At 39.9% G+C, this 14,743-nt stretch carries 25 protein-coding genes and 2 pseudogenes; all 27 read left to right on the top strand.

Annotation, left to right across the window (positions count from 1 at the left end; translation table 11 throughout):
- Window positions 1-5 precede the first annotated feature (5 nt).
- The 27 genes and pseudogenes from rplV to truA all read left to right on the top strand — a co-directional run bounded on the left by rplV (window position 6) and on the right by truA (window position 14,664).
- Window positions 6-347, top strand: a complete 342-nt coding sequence (gene rplV / locus QFZ28_RS01545) for a 50S ribosomal protein L22 (RefSeq protein WP_090767626.1) — start codon at window positions 6-8, stop codon at window positions 345-347.
- Window positions 348-350: 3 nt separating this feature from the next.
- Window positions 351-1,007, top strand: a complete 657-nt coding sequence (gene rpsC, locus QFZ28_RS01540) for a 30S ribosomal protein S3 (protein ID WP_307193058.1) — start codon at window positions 351-353, stop codon at window positions 1,005-1,007.
- Window position 1,008: 1 nt separating this feature from the next.
- Window positions 1,009-1,443, top strand: coding sequence for a 50S ribosomal protein L16 (rplP, locus tag QFZ28_RS01535; protein WP_034676090.1), 435 nt, complete (start codon window positions 1,009-1,011; stop codon window positions 1,441-1,443).
- Window positions 1,433-1,634: pseudogene (rpmC, locus tag QFZ28_RS01530) on the top strand (50S ribosomal protein L29). Before rplP ends, rpmC begins: the two are co-directional and overlap by 11 nt.
- Before the next feature lie 22 nt (window positions 1,635-1,656).
- On the top strand, window positions 1,657-1,920 hold the full coding sequence (rpsQ, locus tag QFZ28_RS01525; protein WP_034676097.1) for a 30S ribosomal protein S17: 264 nt from the start codon (window positions 1,657-1,659) through the stop codon (window positions 1,918-1,920).
- Between the two features lie 41 nt (window positions 1,921-1,961).
- Window positions 1,962-2,330 (top strand): 50S ribosomal protein L14, encoded by a 369-nt coding sequence (gene rplN / locus QFZ28_RS01520; RefSeq protein ID WP_034676100.1) that lies wholly within the window; start codon window positions 1,962-1,964, stop codon window positions 2,328-2,330.
- Between the two features lie 32 nt (window positions 2,331-2,362).
- Window positions 2,363-2,671 (top strand): 50S ribosomal protein L24, encoded by a 309-nt coding sequence (gene rplX, locus QFZ28_RS01515; protein ID WP_307193057.1) that lies wholly within the window; start codon window positions 2,363-2,365, stop codon window positions 2,669-2,671.
- 28 nt (window positions 2,672-2,699) lie between these two features.
- Complete coding sequence (gene rplE / locus QFZ28_RS01510; RefSeq protein ID WP_307193056.1) at window positions 2,700-3,239, top strand: 50S ribosomal protein L5; 540 nt, start codon at window positions 2,700-2,702, stop codon at window positions 3,237-3,239.
- A 24-nt stretch (window positions 3,240-3,263) separates the two neighbouring features.
- Window positions 3,264-3,449, top strand: coding sequence for a type Z 30S ribosomal protein S14 (locus QFZ28_RS01505; RefSeq protein ID WP_034676107.1), 186 nt, complete (start codon window positions 3,264-3,266; stop codon window positions 3,447-3,449).
- Window positions 3,450-3,478: 29 nt separating this feature from the next.
- Window positions 3,479-3,877 (top strand): 30S ribosomal protein S8, encoded by a 399-nt coding sequence (gene rpsH / locus QFZ28_RS01500; protein WP_307193055.1) that lies wholly within the window; start codon window positions 3,479-3,481, stop codon window positions 3,875-3,877.
- 31 nt (window positions 3,878-3,908) lie between these two features.
- Complete coding sequence (gene rplF / locus QFZ28_RS01495) at window positions 3,909-4,445, top strand: 50S ribosomal protein L6 (protein ID WP_307193054.1); 537 nt, start codon at window positions 3,909-3,911, stop codon at window positions 4,443-4,445.
- Between the two features lie 32 nt (window positions 4,446-4,477).
- Complete coding sequence (gene rplR, locus QFZ28_RS01490) at window positions 4,478-4,840, top strand: 50S ribosomal protein L18 (RefSeq protein ID WP_307193053.1); 363 nt, start codon at window positions 4,478-4,480, stop codon at window positions 4,838-4,840.
- 25 nt (window positions 4,841-4,865) lie between these two features.
- Entirely contained in the window at window positions 4,866-5,366 is a 501-nt protein-coding gene (gene rpsE / locus QFZ28_RS01485; protein WP_179603669.1) for a 30S ribosomal protein S5, read from the top strand.
- Between the two features lie 13 nt (window positions 5,367-5,379).
- Window positions 5,380-5,562, top strand: coding sequence for a 50S ribosomal protein L30 (gene rpmD, locus QFZ28_RS01480; RefSeq protein WP_034676120.1), 183 nt, complete (start codon window positions 5,380-5,382; stop codon window positions 5,560-5,562).
- A gap of 32 nt (window positions 5,563-5,594) precedes the next feature.
- Window positions 5,595-6,035, top strand: a complete 441-nt coding sequence (rplO, locus tag QFZ28_RS01475) for a 50S ribosomal protein L15 (protein WP_179161253.1) — start codon at window positions 5,595-5,597, stop codon at window positions 6,033-6,035.
- Window positions 6,035-7,334, top strand: a pseudogene (secY, locus tag QFZ28_RS01470) (preprotein translocase subunit SecY). The gene rplO and the pseudogene secY overlap by 1 nt, the downstream one beginning before the upstream one ends.
- A 56-nt stretch (window positions 7,335-7,390) precedes the next feature.
- Complete coding sequence (locus tag QFZ28_RS01465; protein ID WP_307193052.1) at window positions 7,391-8,041, top strand: adenylate kinase; 651 nt, start codon at window positions 7,391-7,393, stop codon at window positions 8,039-8,041.
- Window positions 8,042-8,322: 281 nt separating this feature from the next.
- Complete coding sequence (infA, locus tag QFZ28_RS01460; protein WP_034676129.1) at window positions 8,323-8,541, top strand: translation initiation factor IF-1; 219 nt, start codon at window positions 8,323-8,325, stop codon at window positions 8,539-8,541.
- Between the two features lie 36 nt (window positions 8,542-8,577).
- Entirely contained in the window at window positions 8,578-8,691 is a 114-nt protein-coding gene (gene rpmJ / locus QFZ28_RS01455; protein WP_000868344.1) for a 50S ribosomal protein L36, read from the top strand.
- A gap of 23 nt (window positions 8,692-8,714) precedes the next feature.
- Window positions 8,715-9,080, top strand: a complete 366-nt coding sequence (rpsM, locus tag QFZ28_RS01450; protein WP_026565543.1) for a 30S ribosomal protein S13 — start codon at window positions 8,715-8,717, stop codon at window positions 9,078-9,080.
- 21 nt (window positions 9,081-9,101) lie between these two features.
- Entirely contained in the window at window positions 9,102-9,491 is a 390-nt protein-coding gene (gene rpsK / locus QFZ28_RS01445) for a 30S ribosomal protein S11 (RefSeq protein ID WP_026574109.1), read from the top strand.
- Window positions 9,492-9,665: 174 nt separating this feature from the next.
- The gene (locus QFZ28_RS01440) at window positions 9,666-10,610 is read left to right on the top strand and encodes a DNA-directed RNA polymerase subunit alpha (RefSeq protein WP_034676137.1); all 945 of its coding nucleotides are present in this window, start codon (window positions 9,666-9,668) and stop codon (window positions 10,608-10,610) included.
- A 63-nt stretch (window positions 10,611-10,673) separates the two neighbouring features.
- Window positions 10,674-11,036 carry a 50S ribosomal protein L17 gene (rplQ, locus tag QFZ28_RS01435; RefSeq protein ID WP_179603646.1) on the top strand — a complete coding sequence of 121 codons (363 nt, stop codon included), beginning with the start codon at window positions 10,674-10,676 and terminating at the stop codon, window positions 11,034-11,036.
- A gap of 376 nt (window positions 11,037-11,412) precedes the next feature.
- Window positions 11,413-12,252 carry an energy-coupling factor ABC transporter ATP-binding protein gene (locus QFZ28_RS01430; protein ID WP_307193051.1) on the top strand — a complete coding sequence of 280 codons (840 nt, stop codon included), beginning with the start codon at window positions 11,413-11,415 and terminating at the stop codon, window positions 12,250-12,252.
- Entirely contained in the window at window positions 12,228-13,094 is an 867-nt protein-coding gene (locus QFZ28_RS01425; RefSeq protein ID WP_307193050.1) for an energy-coupling factor ABC transporter ATP-binding protein, read from the top strand. Before QFZ28_RS01430 ends, QFZ28_RS01425 begins: the two co-directional genes overlap by 25 nt.
- Complete coding sequence (locus QFZ28_RS01420; protein ID WP_307193049.1) at window positions 13,091-13,888, top strand: energy-coupling factor transporter transmembrane component T family protein; 798 nt, start codon at window positions 13,091-13,093, stop codon at window positions 13,886-13,888. The genes QFZ28_RS01425 and QFZ28_RS01420 overlap by 4 nt, the downstream gene beginning before the upstream one ends.
- Window positions 13,889-13,899: 11 nt before the next feature.
- Entirely contained in the window at window positions 13,900-14,664 is a 765-nt protein-coding gene (truA, locus tag QFZ28_RS01415) for a tRNA pseudouridine(38-40) synthase TruA (protein ID WP_307193048.1), read from the top strand.
- Window positions 14,665-14,743: the final 79 nt, after the last annotated feature.

Below are 14,743 nucleotides of genomic sequence, written 5' to 3'. Positions count from 1 at the left end.
TCCAAATGCAAGCTAAAGCTGTTGCAAGAACAGTTCGTATTGCTCCTCGTAAAGCACGTTTAGTCGTAGATTTAATTCGAGGAAAGCAAGTTGGTGAAGCGGTGGCGATTTTAAATCACACTCCAAAGTTTGCTTCTCCAATCGTAGAAAAAGTATTGAAATCTGCTATGGCAAATGCCGAGCACAATTATGAAATGGACGTTAATAGCTTGGTAGTAACTCAAGCTTTTGTAGATGAAGGACCAACGTTGAAACGTTTCCGTCCTCGCGCAATGGGCCGTGCAAGTCAGATTAACAAACGCACTAGCCACATCACAATCGTTCTATCAGAAAAGAAGGAGGGATAACCTGTGGGTCAAAAAGTAAATCCAGTCGGTTTGCGTATCGGAATCATCAAAGATTGGGAATCTAAATGGTACGCTGGTAAAGACTTCGCTGAACTTTTACACGAAGACCTTAAAATTCGTGAGTACATCACGAAGCGTTTGAAAGATGCTTCTGTTTCTAAAGTTGAAATCGAACGTGCGGCAAACCGTGTGAATGTAACAGTTCATACTGCTAAGCCTGGTATGGTTATCGGTAAAGGCGGTACTGAAGTTGAAGCACTTCGTAAAGCTTTAAATCAATTAACTGGCAAACGTGTTCACATCAACATTCTTGAAATTAAAAGAGCTGACCTTGATGCGAAATTAGTTGCTGAAAATATTGCTCGTCAATTAGAAAACCGTGTATCTTTCCGTCGTGCACAAAAGCAAGTTATTCAACGCGCAATGCGTGCAGGAGCAAAAGGTATTAAAACAATGGTATCAGGTCGTCTTGGCGGTGCAGATATTGCTCGTTCAGAACAATACAGCGAAGGAACTGTTCCACTTCATACACTTCGCGCTGATATCGACTATGCTCATGCTGAAGCTGATACTACTTATGGTAAGCTTGGCGTAAAAGTATGGATCTATAAGGGAGAAGTCCTTCCTACTAAGAAGAAATCTGCGGAAGGAGGCAAATAATATGTTATTGCCAAAACGCGTTAAATATCGCCGTCAACACCGTGGAAAAATGCGTGGTAACGCTAAAGGTGGCACTGAAGTAACATTCGGTGAATTCGGCCTACAAGCTACTGAAGCTTCATGGATCACTAACCGTCAAATCGAAGCTGCCCGTATTGCAATGACTCGTTACATGAAACGTGGCGGTAAAGTTTGGATCAAAATCTTCCCACATAAGCCTTACACTGCAAAACCTCTAGAGGTGCGGATGGGTTCCGGTAAAGGGGCACCTGAAGGCTGGGTAGCAGTTGTTAAACCTGGTAAAGTAATGTTTGAAATTGCTGGTGTTTCTGAAGAGGTAGCACGTGAAGCACTACGTCTTGCTATGCACAAACTTCCAGTTAAGTGTAAGTTTGTAAAACGTGAAGAAATTGGTGGTGAATCAAATGAGAGCTAATGAAATTAAAGACCTTACCACTGCCGAAATTGAACAAAAAGTTAAATCTTTAAAAGAAGAGCTTTTCAACCTTCGCTTCCAACTAGCGACTGGACAACTTGAAAATACAGCTCGCATTCGTGAAGTACGCAAAGCGATTGCTCGCATGAAAAACTGTGATTCGTGAAAGAGAAATCAGCGTTAACAAGTAATAATTGAGAGGAGGTTCACATAATGAGTGAACGTAATCAGCGCAAAGTTTACACTGGACGCGTGGTTTCTGACAAAATGGATAAAACGATTACTGTTTTAGTCGAAACATACAAAAAGCATCCTCTTTACGGTAAACGCGTTAAATACTCTAAAAAGTTTAAAGCTCATGATGAGCAAAATGAAGCAAAAATCGGCGATATCGTACGTATCATGGAAACTCGTCCGCTTTCAGCTACTAAACGCTTTCGTTTAGTTGAAGTTACAGAAAAAGCAGTTATTATTTAATTGTTCGGATTAATGCTCTATTCCGAAGGGAGGTTACACACATGATTCAACAAGAATCACGTTTAAAAGTTGCTGATAACTCTGGTGCTCGTGAGGTTCTTACCATTAAAGTTCTAGGTGGTTCAGGCCGTAAAACTGCGGGTATTGGTGATGTTATCGTTTGTACAGTGAAACAAGCAACACCTGGTGGCGTTGTTAAAAAAGGTGACGTTGTTAAGGCTGTTATCGTTCGTACGAAAAGCGGTGCTCGTCGACCTGATGGATCATACATTCGTTTTGATGAAAACGCATGTGTAATTATCAAGGATGATAAGAGCCCACGTGGAACTCGTATCTTCGGACCAGTTGCTCGTGAACTTCGCGATAACAACTTTATGAAAATCGTATCCTTAGCTCCAGAAGTACTATAATATAAATATTGCCTTTAAGGAGGTGCTTACGAATGCATGTTAAAAAAGGTGACCAAGTAAGAGTTATCTCCGGTAAGGATAAGGGCAAAACAGGAGTAATCCTAGCAGCCTATCCTAAAGATAGCCGTGTACTAGTAGAAGGTGTAAACATCGTAAAAAAACACTCTAAACCTTCTCAAGTGAATCCACAAGGCGGAATTATGAGCTTTGAGGCACCAATTCATGTATCAAACGTTATGCCTATCGACCCTAAGTCTGGTAACCCAACTCGTGTAGGTTACACAACGGTTGATGGTAAAAAAGTACGCGTAGCAAAATCCGGTGAAGTATTAGATAAATAGTCTAAATTTTAGAAGGGAGGTACAATAAGTGAACCGCCTAAAAGAAAAATTTGTTAAAGAAGTTACTCCTGCTCTAATGAGCAAGTTCAACTATAAATCAGTAATGCAAGTTCCACAACTTGAGAAAATTGTTATTAACATGGGTGTTGGTGACGCAGTAGCAAATGCTAAAGCTTTAGATAATGCTGTTGAAGAACTAGCTACTATTACAGGACAAAAGCCTGTAGTAACTCGTGCTAAGAAATCAATTGCTGGCTTCCGTCTTCGTGAAGGCATGCCAATCGGTGCTAAAGTTACACTTCGCGGTGAGCGTATGTACGAATTCTTGGATAAATTAGTTTCTGTTTCTTTACCTCGAGTTCGTGACTTCCGTGGTGTTTCTAAGAAATCTTTCGATGGTCGCGGTAACTATACTTTGGGTGTTAAAGAACAATTAATCTTCCCTGAAATTGATTACGATAAAGTAAGCAAAGTTCGTGGTATGGATATCGTTATCGTAACGACTGCCAACACTGATGAAGAAGCACGTGAACTGTTAACTCAATTTGGAATGCCATTCCAAAAGTAATCGTTAAATAATGGAGGCGAAAACGTGGCTAAAAAGTCAATGATTGCGAAACAAAAGCGCACGCCTAAATATGCAGTACAAGAGTATACACGCTGCGAACGTTGTGGCCGTCCACACTCTGTATACCGTAAATTTAAGCTTTGTCGTATTTGTTTCCGCGAATTAGCGTACAAAGGACAAATTCCTGGTGTTAAAAAAGCCAGCTGGTAAAACCCAATTCTGGGAAGGAGGTAAAAATAATGGTCATGACAGATCCAATTGCTGATTTGCTTACTCGCATTCGTAATGCGAATATGGTGCGTCACGAAAAGTTAGAAGTGCCTGCTTCTAATATTAAAAAAGAAATTGCTGAAATCTTAAAGCGTGAAGGTTTCGTTCGTGATGTCGAATTTATTGAAGACAATAAACAAGGTATTATCCGTATTTTCTTAAAGTACGGTGCAAATAACGAACGTGTTATCACTGGTCTTAAGCGCATAAGCAAGCCTGGACTTAGAGTATATGCAAAATCTACTGAGGTGCCACGTGTCCTTAATGGTCTTGGTATCGCACTAGTATCAACTTCAAATGGTGTTATAACTGATAAAGAAGCTCGTGCTAAACAAATCGGCGGAGAAGTATTAGCTTACGTTTGGTAATATAGTTTCTGAATGAATGGAGGTGCACTAAATGTCTCGCGTAGGAAAAAAACCTATTGAAATCCCTACTGGAGTTACGGTTACTTTAAATAATAGTACCGTTACTGTTAAAGGACCAAAAGGCGAACTTACTCGCTCTTTTAATCCAGATATCGAAATTAAAGTTGAAGAAAACCTAATTACGATCACTCGTCCATCTGACGTGAAAGAACACCGCGCATTGCACGGAACTACTCGTGCGGTAATCGCGAACATGGTCGAAGGTGTTTCCAAAGGCTTCGAAAGAAGATTAGAGTTAATCGGGGTTGGTTACCGTGCTCAAAAGCAAGGCAACAAACTTGTATTAAACGTTGGATATTCTCATCCAGTTGAAATTGAACCAGAAACTGGCCTTGAAATCGAAGTACCTGCTAATACAAAGATTACTATTAAAGGTACTGACAAAGAACGTGTTGGTGCATTAGCAGCCAATATTCGTCAAGTTCGTCCTCCAGAGCCTTATAAAGGTAAAGGAATTCGTTACGAAGGCGAATTTGTTCGTCGTAAAGAAGGTAAAACTGGTAAGTAATGCCGCATAGGTAAACGAAAGGAGTGACGTAAATGATTACGAAGCTTGACAAAAATGCTAGTCGCAAGAAGAGACATGCTCGTGTTCGTGCGAAACTTAGCGGTACTGCAGCTCGTCCACGTCTAAATGTGTTTCGTTCTAACAAGCATCTATATGCTCAATTAATTGATGACATGAGTGGAACTACATTAGCAAGTGCTTCTACTATGGAAAAAGATCTTAATCTTGAATCTACAAGCAATATTGAAGCAGCTAAGTTGGTCGGAGAATTAGTCGCTAAACGTGCGGTAGAAAAAGGTATCACTGCTGTTGTCTTTGACCGTGGAGGATACCTTTATCATGGACGTATCCAAGCACTAGCTGATGCAGCCCGTGAAAACGGCTTACAATTTTAATAGACAAAGGAGGGACACATAAATGATACGTCGTATTGATCCAAACAAACTTGAACTAGAAGAACGCGTTGTAACGGTAAACCGTGTAGCGAAAGTTGTTAAGGGTGGCCGTCGTTTTCGCTTCACTGCTCTAGTAGTAGTTGGAGATAAAAACGGTCATGTTGGTTTCGGTACTGGTAAAGCTCAAGAAGTACCAGATGCGATTCGTAAAGCAATCGAAGATGCGAAGAAGAACTTAATCGAACTACCAATGGTTGGAACTACTGTTCCTCACCAAGTTATTGGACGTTTTGGTGCTGGTGAAATTCTTCTAAAGCCTGCTTCTGAAGGTACAGGAGTTATTGCTGGCGGTCCAGTCCGTGCTGTTCTAGAATTAGGCGGGGTAGGAGATATCCTTTCTAAATCTCTTGGAACTAACACTCCAATCAACATGGTACGTGCAACGATCGATGGTCTTAAACAATTAAAACGTGCTGAAGACGTAGCCAAGTTACGTGGTAAATCAGTAGAAGAACTGCTAGGATAAGGAGGGAAATCAAATGGCAAACAAACTATTAATTACCCTCAACCGCAGCGTAATTGGTCGCCCTGAAGACCAACGCGCAACAGTTACTGCTCTAGGTTTACGTAAATTAAATCAAACAGTTGAGCACCAAGATAATGCTGCAATTCGCGGTATGATTACAAAAGTTGCTCACCTTGTAACAGTTAAAGAACAATAATTGATTGTTTTCTTTCATAAGGAGGTGCCAATATGAAACTTCATGAACTAAAGCCTGCTGAAGGTTCTCGTAAAGAACGTAAACGTTTAGGACGCGGTATCGGTTCTGGTCAAGGTAAGACTGCCGGTAAAGGCCATAAAGGTCAAAACGCTCGTTCCGGCGGCGGTGTCCGTCTTGGATTCGAGGGTGGTCAAACACCTTTATTCCGTCGTTTACCAAAACGTGGTTTTACGAATATCAACCGTAAAGAGTTTGCGATTGTAAACCTTGATGTTCTAAATCAGTTCGAAGAGGGTACAGAAGTTACTCCAGAACTTCTAATTGAAACTGGTGTAGTTAAGAATGAAAAAGCAGGAATTAAGATTCTTGCAAAAGGGAACGTAGAGAAAAAACTTACTGTTAAAGCTCATAAATTCTCCTCTACCGCCAAAGAAGCAATCGAAGCTGTAGGTGGAACTACTGAGGTGATCTAATGTTCCAGACAATCTCCAATTTTATGCGCGTGGCTGAAATTAGAAGAAAAATTATATTTACCTCTTTTAATGTTAATCGTATTTCGACTAGGCAGTTTTATTCCTGTTCCGAATGTAAATGCTGAAATTTTGGCAGCACAAGATAAACTAAGTGTATTTGGGATCTTAAATACCTTCGGTGGTGGAGCGTTGCAAAACTTCTCCATCCTGGCTATGGGGATTATGCCTTACATCACTGCTTCCATTATTATTCAGCTTTTACAAATGGATGTAGTTCCGAAATTTACGGAATGGTCAAAGCAAGGGGATGCTGGACGTCGTAAGTTAGCTCAGTTTACAAGATATTTCACAATTGTGCTTGGTTTTATTCAGGCTTTAGGTATGTCCTACGGCTTTAATAATATGTCTAGCGGTCAATTGATTGAAAACCCTGGAATTAGTACTTATTTATTAATTGCAGTTGTTTTAACTGCTGGTACAGCATTTTTGATGTGGTTAGGGGAGCAAATTACTGAAAAGGGTGTTGGAAATGGTATTTCCATCATTATCTTTGCAGGTATCGTTGCGAGTATACCTAACACTGTAAATCAAATCTATGTACAGCAGTTCGAAAATGCTGGTGAGCAATTATTCCTCCGTATTGTTACGGTCCTTTTAATTCTCTTAGCAGTAATAGCAATTGTTGTAGGTACTATTTTTATTCAACAAGCAACAAGAAAAATTCCAATTCAGTATGCGAAACAAAGAGCCATTAACGGACGTAATGCAGGGGCACAACAATCCACTCATATGCCGTTAAAGGTTAACGCTGCTGGAGTTATCCCTGTAATCTTTGCAGTTTCCTTTATTGTAACTCCTAGAACTGTTGCCTCATTTTTTCCAACTAATGATGTAACACTTTGGATTACAAGAGTATTTGATTATTCCCACCCAATTGGAATGACATTATATGCTGCTCTGATTATCGCTTTCACGTATTTTTATGCATTTATTCAGGTAAACCCTGAACAAGCGGCAGAAAATCTACAAAAGCAAAGCGGTTATATCCCAGGTATTAGACCGGGCAGGAGTACACAGGAATACTTAACACGCGTACTATATCGTTTAACGTTTGTAGGTGCTATTTTCTTAACTGTAATTGCCATTCTGCCAATCATTTTTATTAATGTGGCGAATTTACCGCAATCTGCTCAAATTGGGGGAACAAGTTTGTTGATCGTTGTCGGTGTTGCACTTGATACGATGAAACAGCTTGAAGCGCAGCTAGTTAAACGTCATTATAAAGGTTTTATTAAATAAATGGTTTCGGGGACTTATGTTCCCTAAACCAATAAATAGCACGAGGGGGAACACGTGTGAATTTAGTATTAATGGGGCTTCCGGGTGCTGGGAAAGGTACTCAAGCCGAACAAATCGTCGAACAATACGGCATCCCTCATATCTCTACTGGAGATATGTTCCGTGCAGCGATGAAAGAAGGAACAGAACTAGGATTAGAAGCTAAGTCTTTCATGGACAAAGGCGAACTTGTTCCTGATGTAGTAACAATCGGCATTGTTCGTGAACGGTTAATTAAAGATGACTGTATAAATGGCTTTTTACTTGATGGCTTTCCTAGAACGGTACCTCAAGCAGAAGCTTTGGAAAATCTATTATCTGATTTAGATAAAAAGATTGACTATGTAATTAATATAAATGTTGATAAAAGTATTTTAATGGATCGTTTGACAGGTCGTCGTATCTGTAAAGATTGTGGCTCAACATATCATTTAGTATTTAATCCTCCTGCAAAAGAGGGAACTTGCGACAAATGTGGCGGTGAGCTCTATCAAAGAGCAGATGATAATGCTGAAACAGTTCAAAATCGATTAGACGTTAATATCAAACAACAAGAGCCATTGCTTACTTTCTATGAGACTAAAGGTTACCTGCGCACAATTGATGGTCAGCAGGATATTAATAAAGTTTTTGCTGATATCCAGCAATTGGTCGGGGACTTACGTTAATGGCCATTAGTTTAATTGTGGATCGACTCTCGAACATCTCTTCAAAAGACGACAAAAGTATGTGGATGTAAATTGCTTTTCTATTGTACGGAGTATGTAGGACCGAGAGTTGGGCAAGACTTACATGTGGAATTTGAAAATCCATTTTATGTAGAATATACTTGCGGACAGAAGTCGAACATTATGTTAAAATTATAAGGTTGCTATTGTTTTGTACCTATGAAAAGGATTTGCGATACATTTTCGAATGTAATAATTGAAATGAGAAGGGAGACGAATTAATGGCCAAAGATGATGTAATTGAAATTGAAGGTAAAGTATTAGAAACTTTGCCAAATGCAATGTTTAAGGTAGAATTAGAAAATGGTCATACCGTGCTAGCTCATGTTTCTGGTAAAATCCGAATGCACTTCATTCGCATCCTTCCGGGTGACAAAGTTACTGTTGAGCTTTCTCCATATGACTTAACACGCGGAAGAATTACTTACCGCTTTAAATAGTTGCTTGCACTCCGTATTACTAAGGAGGTTAGGATAATGAAAGTAAGACCATCTGTTAAGCCGATCTGCGAAAAGTGCAAAGTTATCCGTAGACGCGGTAAAGTCATGGTTATCTGTGAAAACCCTAAACATAAACAAAAACAAGGTTAATCTTGAAGGAGGTGCGCTAACTAATGGCACGTATTGCTGGTGTAGATATTCCACGTGAAAAACGTGTAGTTATCTCTTTAACTTACATTTATGGTATTGGTAAAAATACTGCACAAAAAGTATTAGCAGAAGCTGGTGTTTCTGAAGATACTCGTGTGCGTGATTTAACAGAAGACGAATTAAACAAAATCCGTGATATCATCGACAAATTAAAAGTTGAAGGTGACCTTCGCCGTGAAATTTCTCTTAACATTAAGCGTTTAATGGAGATTGGCTGCTACCGCGGATTACGTCATCGTCGTGGTTTACCGGTTCGTGGACAAAACACGAAAAACAACGCTCGTACACGCAAAGGTCCTCGTAAGACTGTTGCGAACAAGAAGAAGTAATCGGCAAAGGAGGTTATTTAAATGGCACGTAAAACTAATACACGTAAACGTCGTGTTAAAAAGAATATTGAATCAGGTATTGCACATATCCGTTCAACATTTAACAATACAATCGTAACTATTACTGATGTACATGGTAATGCAATTTCTTGGTCTAGTGCAGGTGCGCTTGGTTTTAAAGGTTCACGTAAATCTACTCCATTCGCGGCACAAATGGCTGCTGAAACTGCAGCTAAGACATCTATTGAACACGGTATGAAGACTTTAGAAGTTACTGTTAAAGGACCTGGTGCAGGTCGTGAGGCTGCAATTCGTGCGCTACAAGCTGCAGGTCTTGAAGTAACAGCTATTAAAGACGTTACTCCTGTTCCTCATAACGGATGCCGTCCACCAAAACGCCGTCGTGTTTAATTTTTCTGTATAGAATTTGTATCGCTGTCTATAATGGGATATGATACTAATTTTTCCGTTCATACAGAAGATTTATTCCAGTTGTTGTGCACAAAACGGGAACGTATACATGGGGGAATTTCGATTAGTTAATGTACTAGTCGAGGTTTCGACGTTTTGAAGGAGGGTTATTTGATGATCGAAATAGAAAAACCAAAAATCGAAACGGTTGAGATCAACGATGATGCCAAGTACGGGAAGTTCGTCGTAGAGCCACTAGAGCGTGGATATGGTACCACTTTGGGTAACTCCTTACGTCGTATCCTTTTATCTTCACTCCCAGGTGCCGCTGTTACATCGATTCAGGTCGATGGGGTGCTTCATGAGTTCTCAACAATTGAAGGCGTCGTAGAGGATGTAACATCCATCATATTAAACATTAAAAAATTAGCTTTAAAAATCTATTCTGATGAAGAGAAAACTCTTGAGATTGATGTACAGGGTGAAGGTCCTGTTAAAGCTGCAAACATTACTCATGATAGTGATGTTGAAATCTTAAATCCAGATCTTCATATTGCTACATTGGCTTCAAGCGGACATCTCCGCATGCGATTAACAGCAAAGCGTGGTCGTGGTTACACACCAGCTGAGCAAAACAAGCGTGAAGATCAGCCAATTGGTGTGATTCCAATTGATTCTATTTTTACTCCAGTTTCTCGTGTGTCTTATCAGATAGAAAATACTCGTGTGGGTCAAATGACAAACTATGATAAGCTAACGCTTGATGTTTGGACAGATGGAAGCACAGGGCCAAAAGAAGCTATTGCTCTTGGTTCAAAGATTTTAACTGAGCATTTAAATATTTTCGTTGGTTTAACTGATGAAGCTCAAAATGCTGAGATTATGATCGAAAAAGAAGAGGATCAAAAAGAAAAAGTCCTTGAAATGACGATCGAAGAACTTGATTTATCAGTTCGTTCATATAACTGCTTAAAGCGTGCAGGAATCAATACTGTTCAGGAACTAGCTAATAAAACTGAAGAAGATATGATGAAAGTACGTAACTTAGGCCGCAAATCACTCGAAGAAGTGAAGGCGAAACTAGAAGAGCTTGGATTAGGCTTACGTAAGGATGACTAATTAGTTTAATTCCTACTTTAAAACTAATCCGTTTAATGACTTCAACAAAGGAGGGAACCCTTCATGGCATACAGAAAGTTAGGACGCACAAGCGCACAGCGTAAAGCTATGCTTCGTGATTTAACTACAGACTTAATTATCAATGAGCGCATTGAAACAACAGAAACTCGCGCGAAGGAACTTCGTGGTACTGTTGAAAAAATGATCACTTTAGGCAAACGTGGTGACTTACATGCTCGCCGTCAAGCTGCTTCTTACGTTCGTAATGAAGTTGCGGATGCTGAAAAAGGTCAAGATGCACTTCAAAAACTTTTCACTGATATCGCTCCTCGTTATTCAGAGCGCCAAGGTGGATATACTCGTATTATGAAACTTGGACCACGCCGCGGCGATGGTGCACCAATGGTAATTATCGAGTTAGTTTAATACCTTTAACAGACAACAAGGGCGCTGGACAGTTTAGTTACAAACTTGTTCTTGAGCCCTTTTTCTGTAAGCTGAACTTTATATAACTTACGAACCAAGCCAAAAAGAGTGTTATGATGAGCGTGACCCTTATTTAGAAGGGCACATGAAGGAGAATCTAATTCCTCCTTGGAAAGATGAATGTAAGCCTTTTACCTATCTTTTTCGCGTCTCGTCTAGCTCATGCACCTCCTCCCATTTCTTTTTAGAAATCCCGTTTAATCGGCAGAATTTATTCGTAATTCTGCCCATGAGGGGCGAGGTGCAGGCTTTTTTTGTATTCTTTTAGCTAAGCATAGATAGATATGGATAGGTGAGTTGAGAGGAGAAGGTTTGGATGAGGGATTCGGTTGTTTCCTTAAAGAATGTGTCTTTTCAATATGAGAACCAAAACAGGTACGCTCTTCAAAATGTAAGCTTTGAGATCTATAAAGGTGAATGGTTAGCCATTGTAGGTCATAATGGCTCGGGTAAATCGACGATGGCAAAGCTCTTAAATGGATTACAATTTCCGCAGCAGGGCGAGATCGTGGTTTGTGGAATTCCATTAAATGAGGAGTCCATTTGGGAGATTAGAAAAAAATTAGGAATGGTCTTCCAAAACCCTGATAATCAGTTTGTGGGTACAACTGTCCAGGATGATGTGGCTTTTGGTTTAGAAAACCATGGTATTCCAAGAGATGATATGATCTTAAGGGTTGAGGGTTCTTTAAAGAAAGTCAAAATGGACCATTTTCTTAATCAAGAGCCGCACCATCTATCGGGCGGGCAAAAACAGCGTGTTGCGATAGCTGGCGTCCTTGCGCTCCGGCCGTCTATCATTATCCTTGATGAAGCGACTTCAATGCTCGATCCAAAAGGCAGAGGTGAAGTTTTAGAAACTGTACGAGTTTTAAAGGAAGAGAAGTCCCTAACCGTCATCTCCATTACACATGATCTAGAAGAAGCGGCTAAAGCTGATAGAATTATTGTGATGAATCAAGGTGAGGTATATCGTGAGGGCAGCCCTGAGGAAATATTCTCATTGGATGATGAATTGGTTCATCTTGGGCTTGATATTCCATTCTCTATTAAAATGAGTAATGCTTTTCGTGCAAAAGGGATCGACCTATCAAAGCACTATTTATCGGAAGAAGAGTTGGTGAACGAGCTATGGACATTTCGCTCCAAAATATAGAGTACCGTTATCAAGCAAACACTCCTTTTGAACGTTTAGCCATAAAAGATGTGTCTATAAACATCCCAACAGGAACATATATGGCGTTAATAGGCCATACTGGTTCAGGAAAGTCTACCGTTCTACAGCATTTAAATGCCCTGCTGGTCCCGACAGAAGGTACTGTCGTGATTGGGAACCATGAGGTCAAAGCGAAGCAGAAAAATAAGAATTTAAAACAGATTAGGCAAAAGGTCGGGATTGTTTTTCAATTTCCAGAGCACCAATTATTTGAGGAAACTGTTGAAAAAGATATTATTTTCGGCCCTATGAATTTCGGTGTTTCAGAGGCAGAGGCTAAAGAGAGAGCACGATTTGCTTTACAACAAGTTGGACTATCACAGGAGATACTAGAAAAGTCTCCATTTGATTTGTCTGGAGGTCAAATGCGCAGAGTTGCAATAGCTGGTGTTCTGGCAATGGAGCCAGATTGTCTCGTTCTAGATGAACCGACAGCGGGTCTAGACCCGCGAGGCCGTAAAGAGATTATGGATATGTTTTATTCACTTCATAAAGAGCGAAATTTGACTACCATACTGGTAACACATAGCATGGAGGACGCAGCTCAGTATGCAGACCAAATTATTATTATGCAGCAAGGACAGGTTGTAAAACAAGGAACACCCATTGAAATCTTTTCGTCCGTTACTGAGCTGGTTGATATGGGGCTAGACGTACCAGAAGTTGTCCGTTTTCAACGAAGTCTGGAAGAAAAGCTTGGGATTACGTTAGGAGCAACCTATCTCTCCATTGAGGAGCTTTCATCTGCTGTTGCCCAGTTGTTAAGAGGTGCACACGTATGATGGAAAAAATGATTATTGGAAGATATGTTCCCGCAGAAAGTCTGGTTCATCGTATGGACCCTCGCTCAAAGCTTATTATTATTTTCTTATTCGTATGCGTTATTTTTCTTGCAAACAACTTTCTTACCTATGCACTAATTGGAATTTATACGTTTTTAATGCTTGGACTCTCACGAATTCCCTTTCGTTTTTTATATGCTGGTTTAAAACCAGTTCTCTGGTTAGTGTTGTTTACTTTACTCTTACAGGTTTTCTTTACAAAAGAAGGAAGTTTATTGTATGAGCTTGGTCCAATTAAGATCTACGAAGAAGGAGTCAGACAAGGGATATTTATTTCGATGAGATTCTTCTTCTTAATTTTGATGACCAGCCTGCTTACATTAACGACAACGCCAATAGAAATAACTGATGGGCTCGAAACGCTTTTAAACCCATTGAAAAAAATTCGTTTTCCTGTACATGAAATGGCCCTGATGATGTCTATCTCATTACGGTTTATCCCAACCCTTATGCAAGAAACCGATAAGATTATGAAGGCACAAATTGCTCGAGGCGTGGAGTTTTCAAGCGGTCCAGTGAAAGAAAGAATTAAAGCGGTTATTCCATTACTAATCCCCCTATTTGTAAGCTCTTTTAAGCGTGCTGAGGAGCTTGCCATTGCCATGGAAGCTAGAGGGTACCGTGGCGGTGAAGGAAGGACAAAATACCGTCTGCTGAGCTGGAAACTCGCAGATACGATGCAACTTTTAATTCTTGCTATTTTAACGATATTATTAATTCTATTACGTTCATAATGGAGCTTAACATGAATCGGTATAAATGCACTATTTCCTACGACGGGACTGGATTTTCCGGATATCAGGTTCAACCAAATAAACGTACCGTTCAAAGTCAAATAGAAAACGTTTTGGCTAAAATTCATAAGGGCGGCCATGTAAAAATTGCTGCTTCTGGAAGAACGGATGCCGGAGTACATGCAAAAGGTCAGGTGATTCATTTTGAATCGCCATTGTCCCTTCCTGTAGAAAAGTGGGAATTAGCCCTAAATTCTATGCTGCCGGAGGATATATCCGTTCTTTTGGTGGAAAAAGCAGATTCGTCCTTTCATGCACGTTTTGATGCCAGTGGAAAAGAATATCGTTATTTTCTATATCAATCTGCTAAAAGAGACCCCTTTCAGCGGAATTATGCTTTTCATTACCCATATCCTTTAGATCTAGCAGCCATGAGAGAGGCGTGTACCTATTTGCTGGGTACACATGACTTTTCTAGTTTTTGTTCAGCAAGAACGGAAGTAGAGGATAAGGTTAGAACGATAGAGACCATTGAAATTTTACAAGATGAAGAGCATCTTTGTTTCCGTTTTGTAGGGAATGGTTTTTTATATAATATGGTTAGAATTTTAGTTGGTACGTTAGTCGAGGTTGGTGCTGGGAAACGGCGGCCAGAGGAAATAGTGGAGATTCTTCAAAAACGGGATCGCCGCTATGCAGGAAAAACCGCACCAGGACAGGGTTTGTATCTTTGGAAGGTATTTTATGAAAATAAAAAAGTAAACAACTCATCCTAGTGTAACATTTTCTTGACTTTTAGCTCTAAAGAATTTATTATATTATATGGTTGTGTTTTTAATCCCACGATAAAGCCCC

Source organism: Neobacillus niacini, assembly GCF_030817695.1.
In the GTDB taxonomy this organism is placed as follows: Bacteria; Bacillota; Bacilli; order Bacillales; family Cytobacillaceae; genus Neobacillus; species Neobacillus niacini_F.
Note: the sequence above shows the minus strand (reverse complement) of the source record. Positions and strands in the feature narration are given on the sequence as shown.

Bases quoted from the DNA above. Each gene is read 5' to 3' on its own strand.
- rplR (WP_307193053.1), top strand. From the start codon at position 4,478: ATGATTACGAAGCTTGACAAAAATGCTAGTCGCAAGAAGAGACATGCT.
- QFZ28_RS01440 (WP_034676137.1), top strand. From the start codon at position 9,666: ATGATCGAAATAGAAAAACCAAAAATCGAAACGGTTGAGATCAACGAT.
- rplN (WP_034676100.1), top strand. From the start codon at position 1,962: ATGATTCAACAAGAATCACGTTTAAAAGTTGCTGATAACTCTGGTGCT.
- QFZ28_RS01420 (WP_307193049.1), top strand. From the start codon at position 13,091: ATGATGGAAAAAATGATTATTGGAAGATATGTTCCCGCAGAAAGTCTG.
- infA (WP_034676129.1), top strand. From the start codon at position 8,323: ATGGCCAAAGATGATGTAATTGAAATTGAAGGTAAAGTATTAGAAACT.
- rpmJ (WP_000868344.1), top strand. From the start codon at position 8,578: ATGAAAGTAAGACCATCTGTTAAGCCGATCTGCGAAAAGTGCAAAGTT.
- rplF (WP_307193054.1), top strand. From the start codon at position 3,909: ATGTCTCGCGTAGGAAAAAAACCTATTGAAATCCCTACTGGAGTTACG.
- truA (WP_307193048.1), top strand. From the start codon at position 13,900: ATGAATCGGTATAAATGCACTATTTCCTACGACGGGACTGGATTTTCC.
- rplQ (WP_179603646.1), top strand. From the start codon at position 10,674: ATGGCATACAGAAAGTTAGGACGCACAAGCGCACAGCGTAAAGCTATG.
- rplP (WP_034676090.1), top strand. From the start codon at position 1,009: ATGTTATTGCCAAAACGCGTTAAATATCGCCGTCAACACCGTGGAAAA.
- rplO (WP_179161253.1), top strand. From the start codon at position 5,595: ATGAAACTTCATGAACTAAAGCCTGCTGAAGGTTCTCGTAAAGAACGT.
- rpsM (WP_026565543.1), top strand. From the start codon at position 8,715: ATGGCACGTATTGCTGGTGTAGATATTCCACGTGAAAAACGTGTAGTT.
- rpsH (WP_307193055.1), top strand. From the start codon at position 3,479: ATGGTCATGACAGATCCAATTGCTGATTTGCTTACTCGCATTCGTAAT.
- rplV (WP_090767626.1), top strand. From the start codon at position 6: ATGCAAGCTAAAGCTGTTGCAAGAACAGTTCGTATTGCTCCTCGTAAA.
- rpmD (WP_034676120.1), top strand. From the start codon at position 5,380: ATGGCAAACAAACTATTAATTACCCTCAACCGCAGCGTAATTGGTCGC.
- rpsK (WP_026574109.1), top strand. From the start codon at position 9,102: ATGGCACGTAAAACTAATACACGTAAACGTCGTGTTAAAAAGAATATT.
- rplX (WP_307193057.1), top strand. From the start codon at position 2,363: ATGCATGTTAAAAAAGGTGACCAAGTAAGAGTTATCTCCGGTAAGGAT.
- rpsQ (WP_034676097.1), top strand. From the start codon at position 1,657: ATGAGTGAACGTAATCAGCGCAAAGTTTACACTGGACGCGTGGTTTCT.
- QFZ28_RS01430 (WP_307193051.1), top strand. From the start codon at position 11,413: ATGAGGGATTCGGTTGTTTCCTTAAAGAATGTGTCTTTTCAATATGAG.
- QFZ28_RS01425 (WP_307193050.1), top strand. From the start codon at position 12,228: ATGGACATTTCGCTCCAAAATATAGAGTACCGTTATCAAGCAAACACT.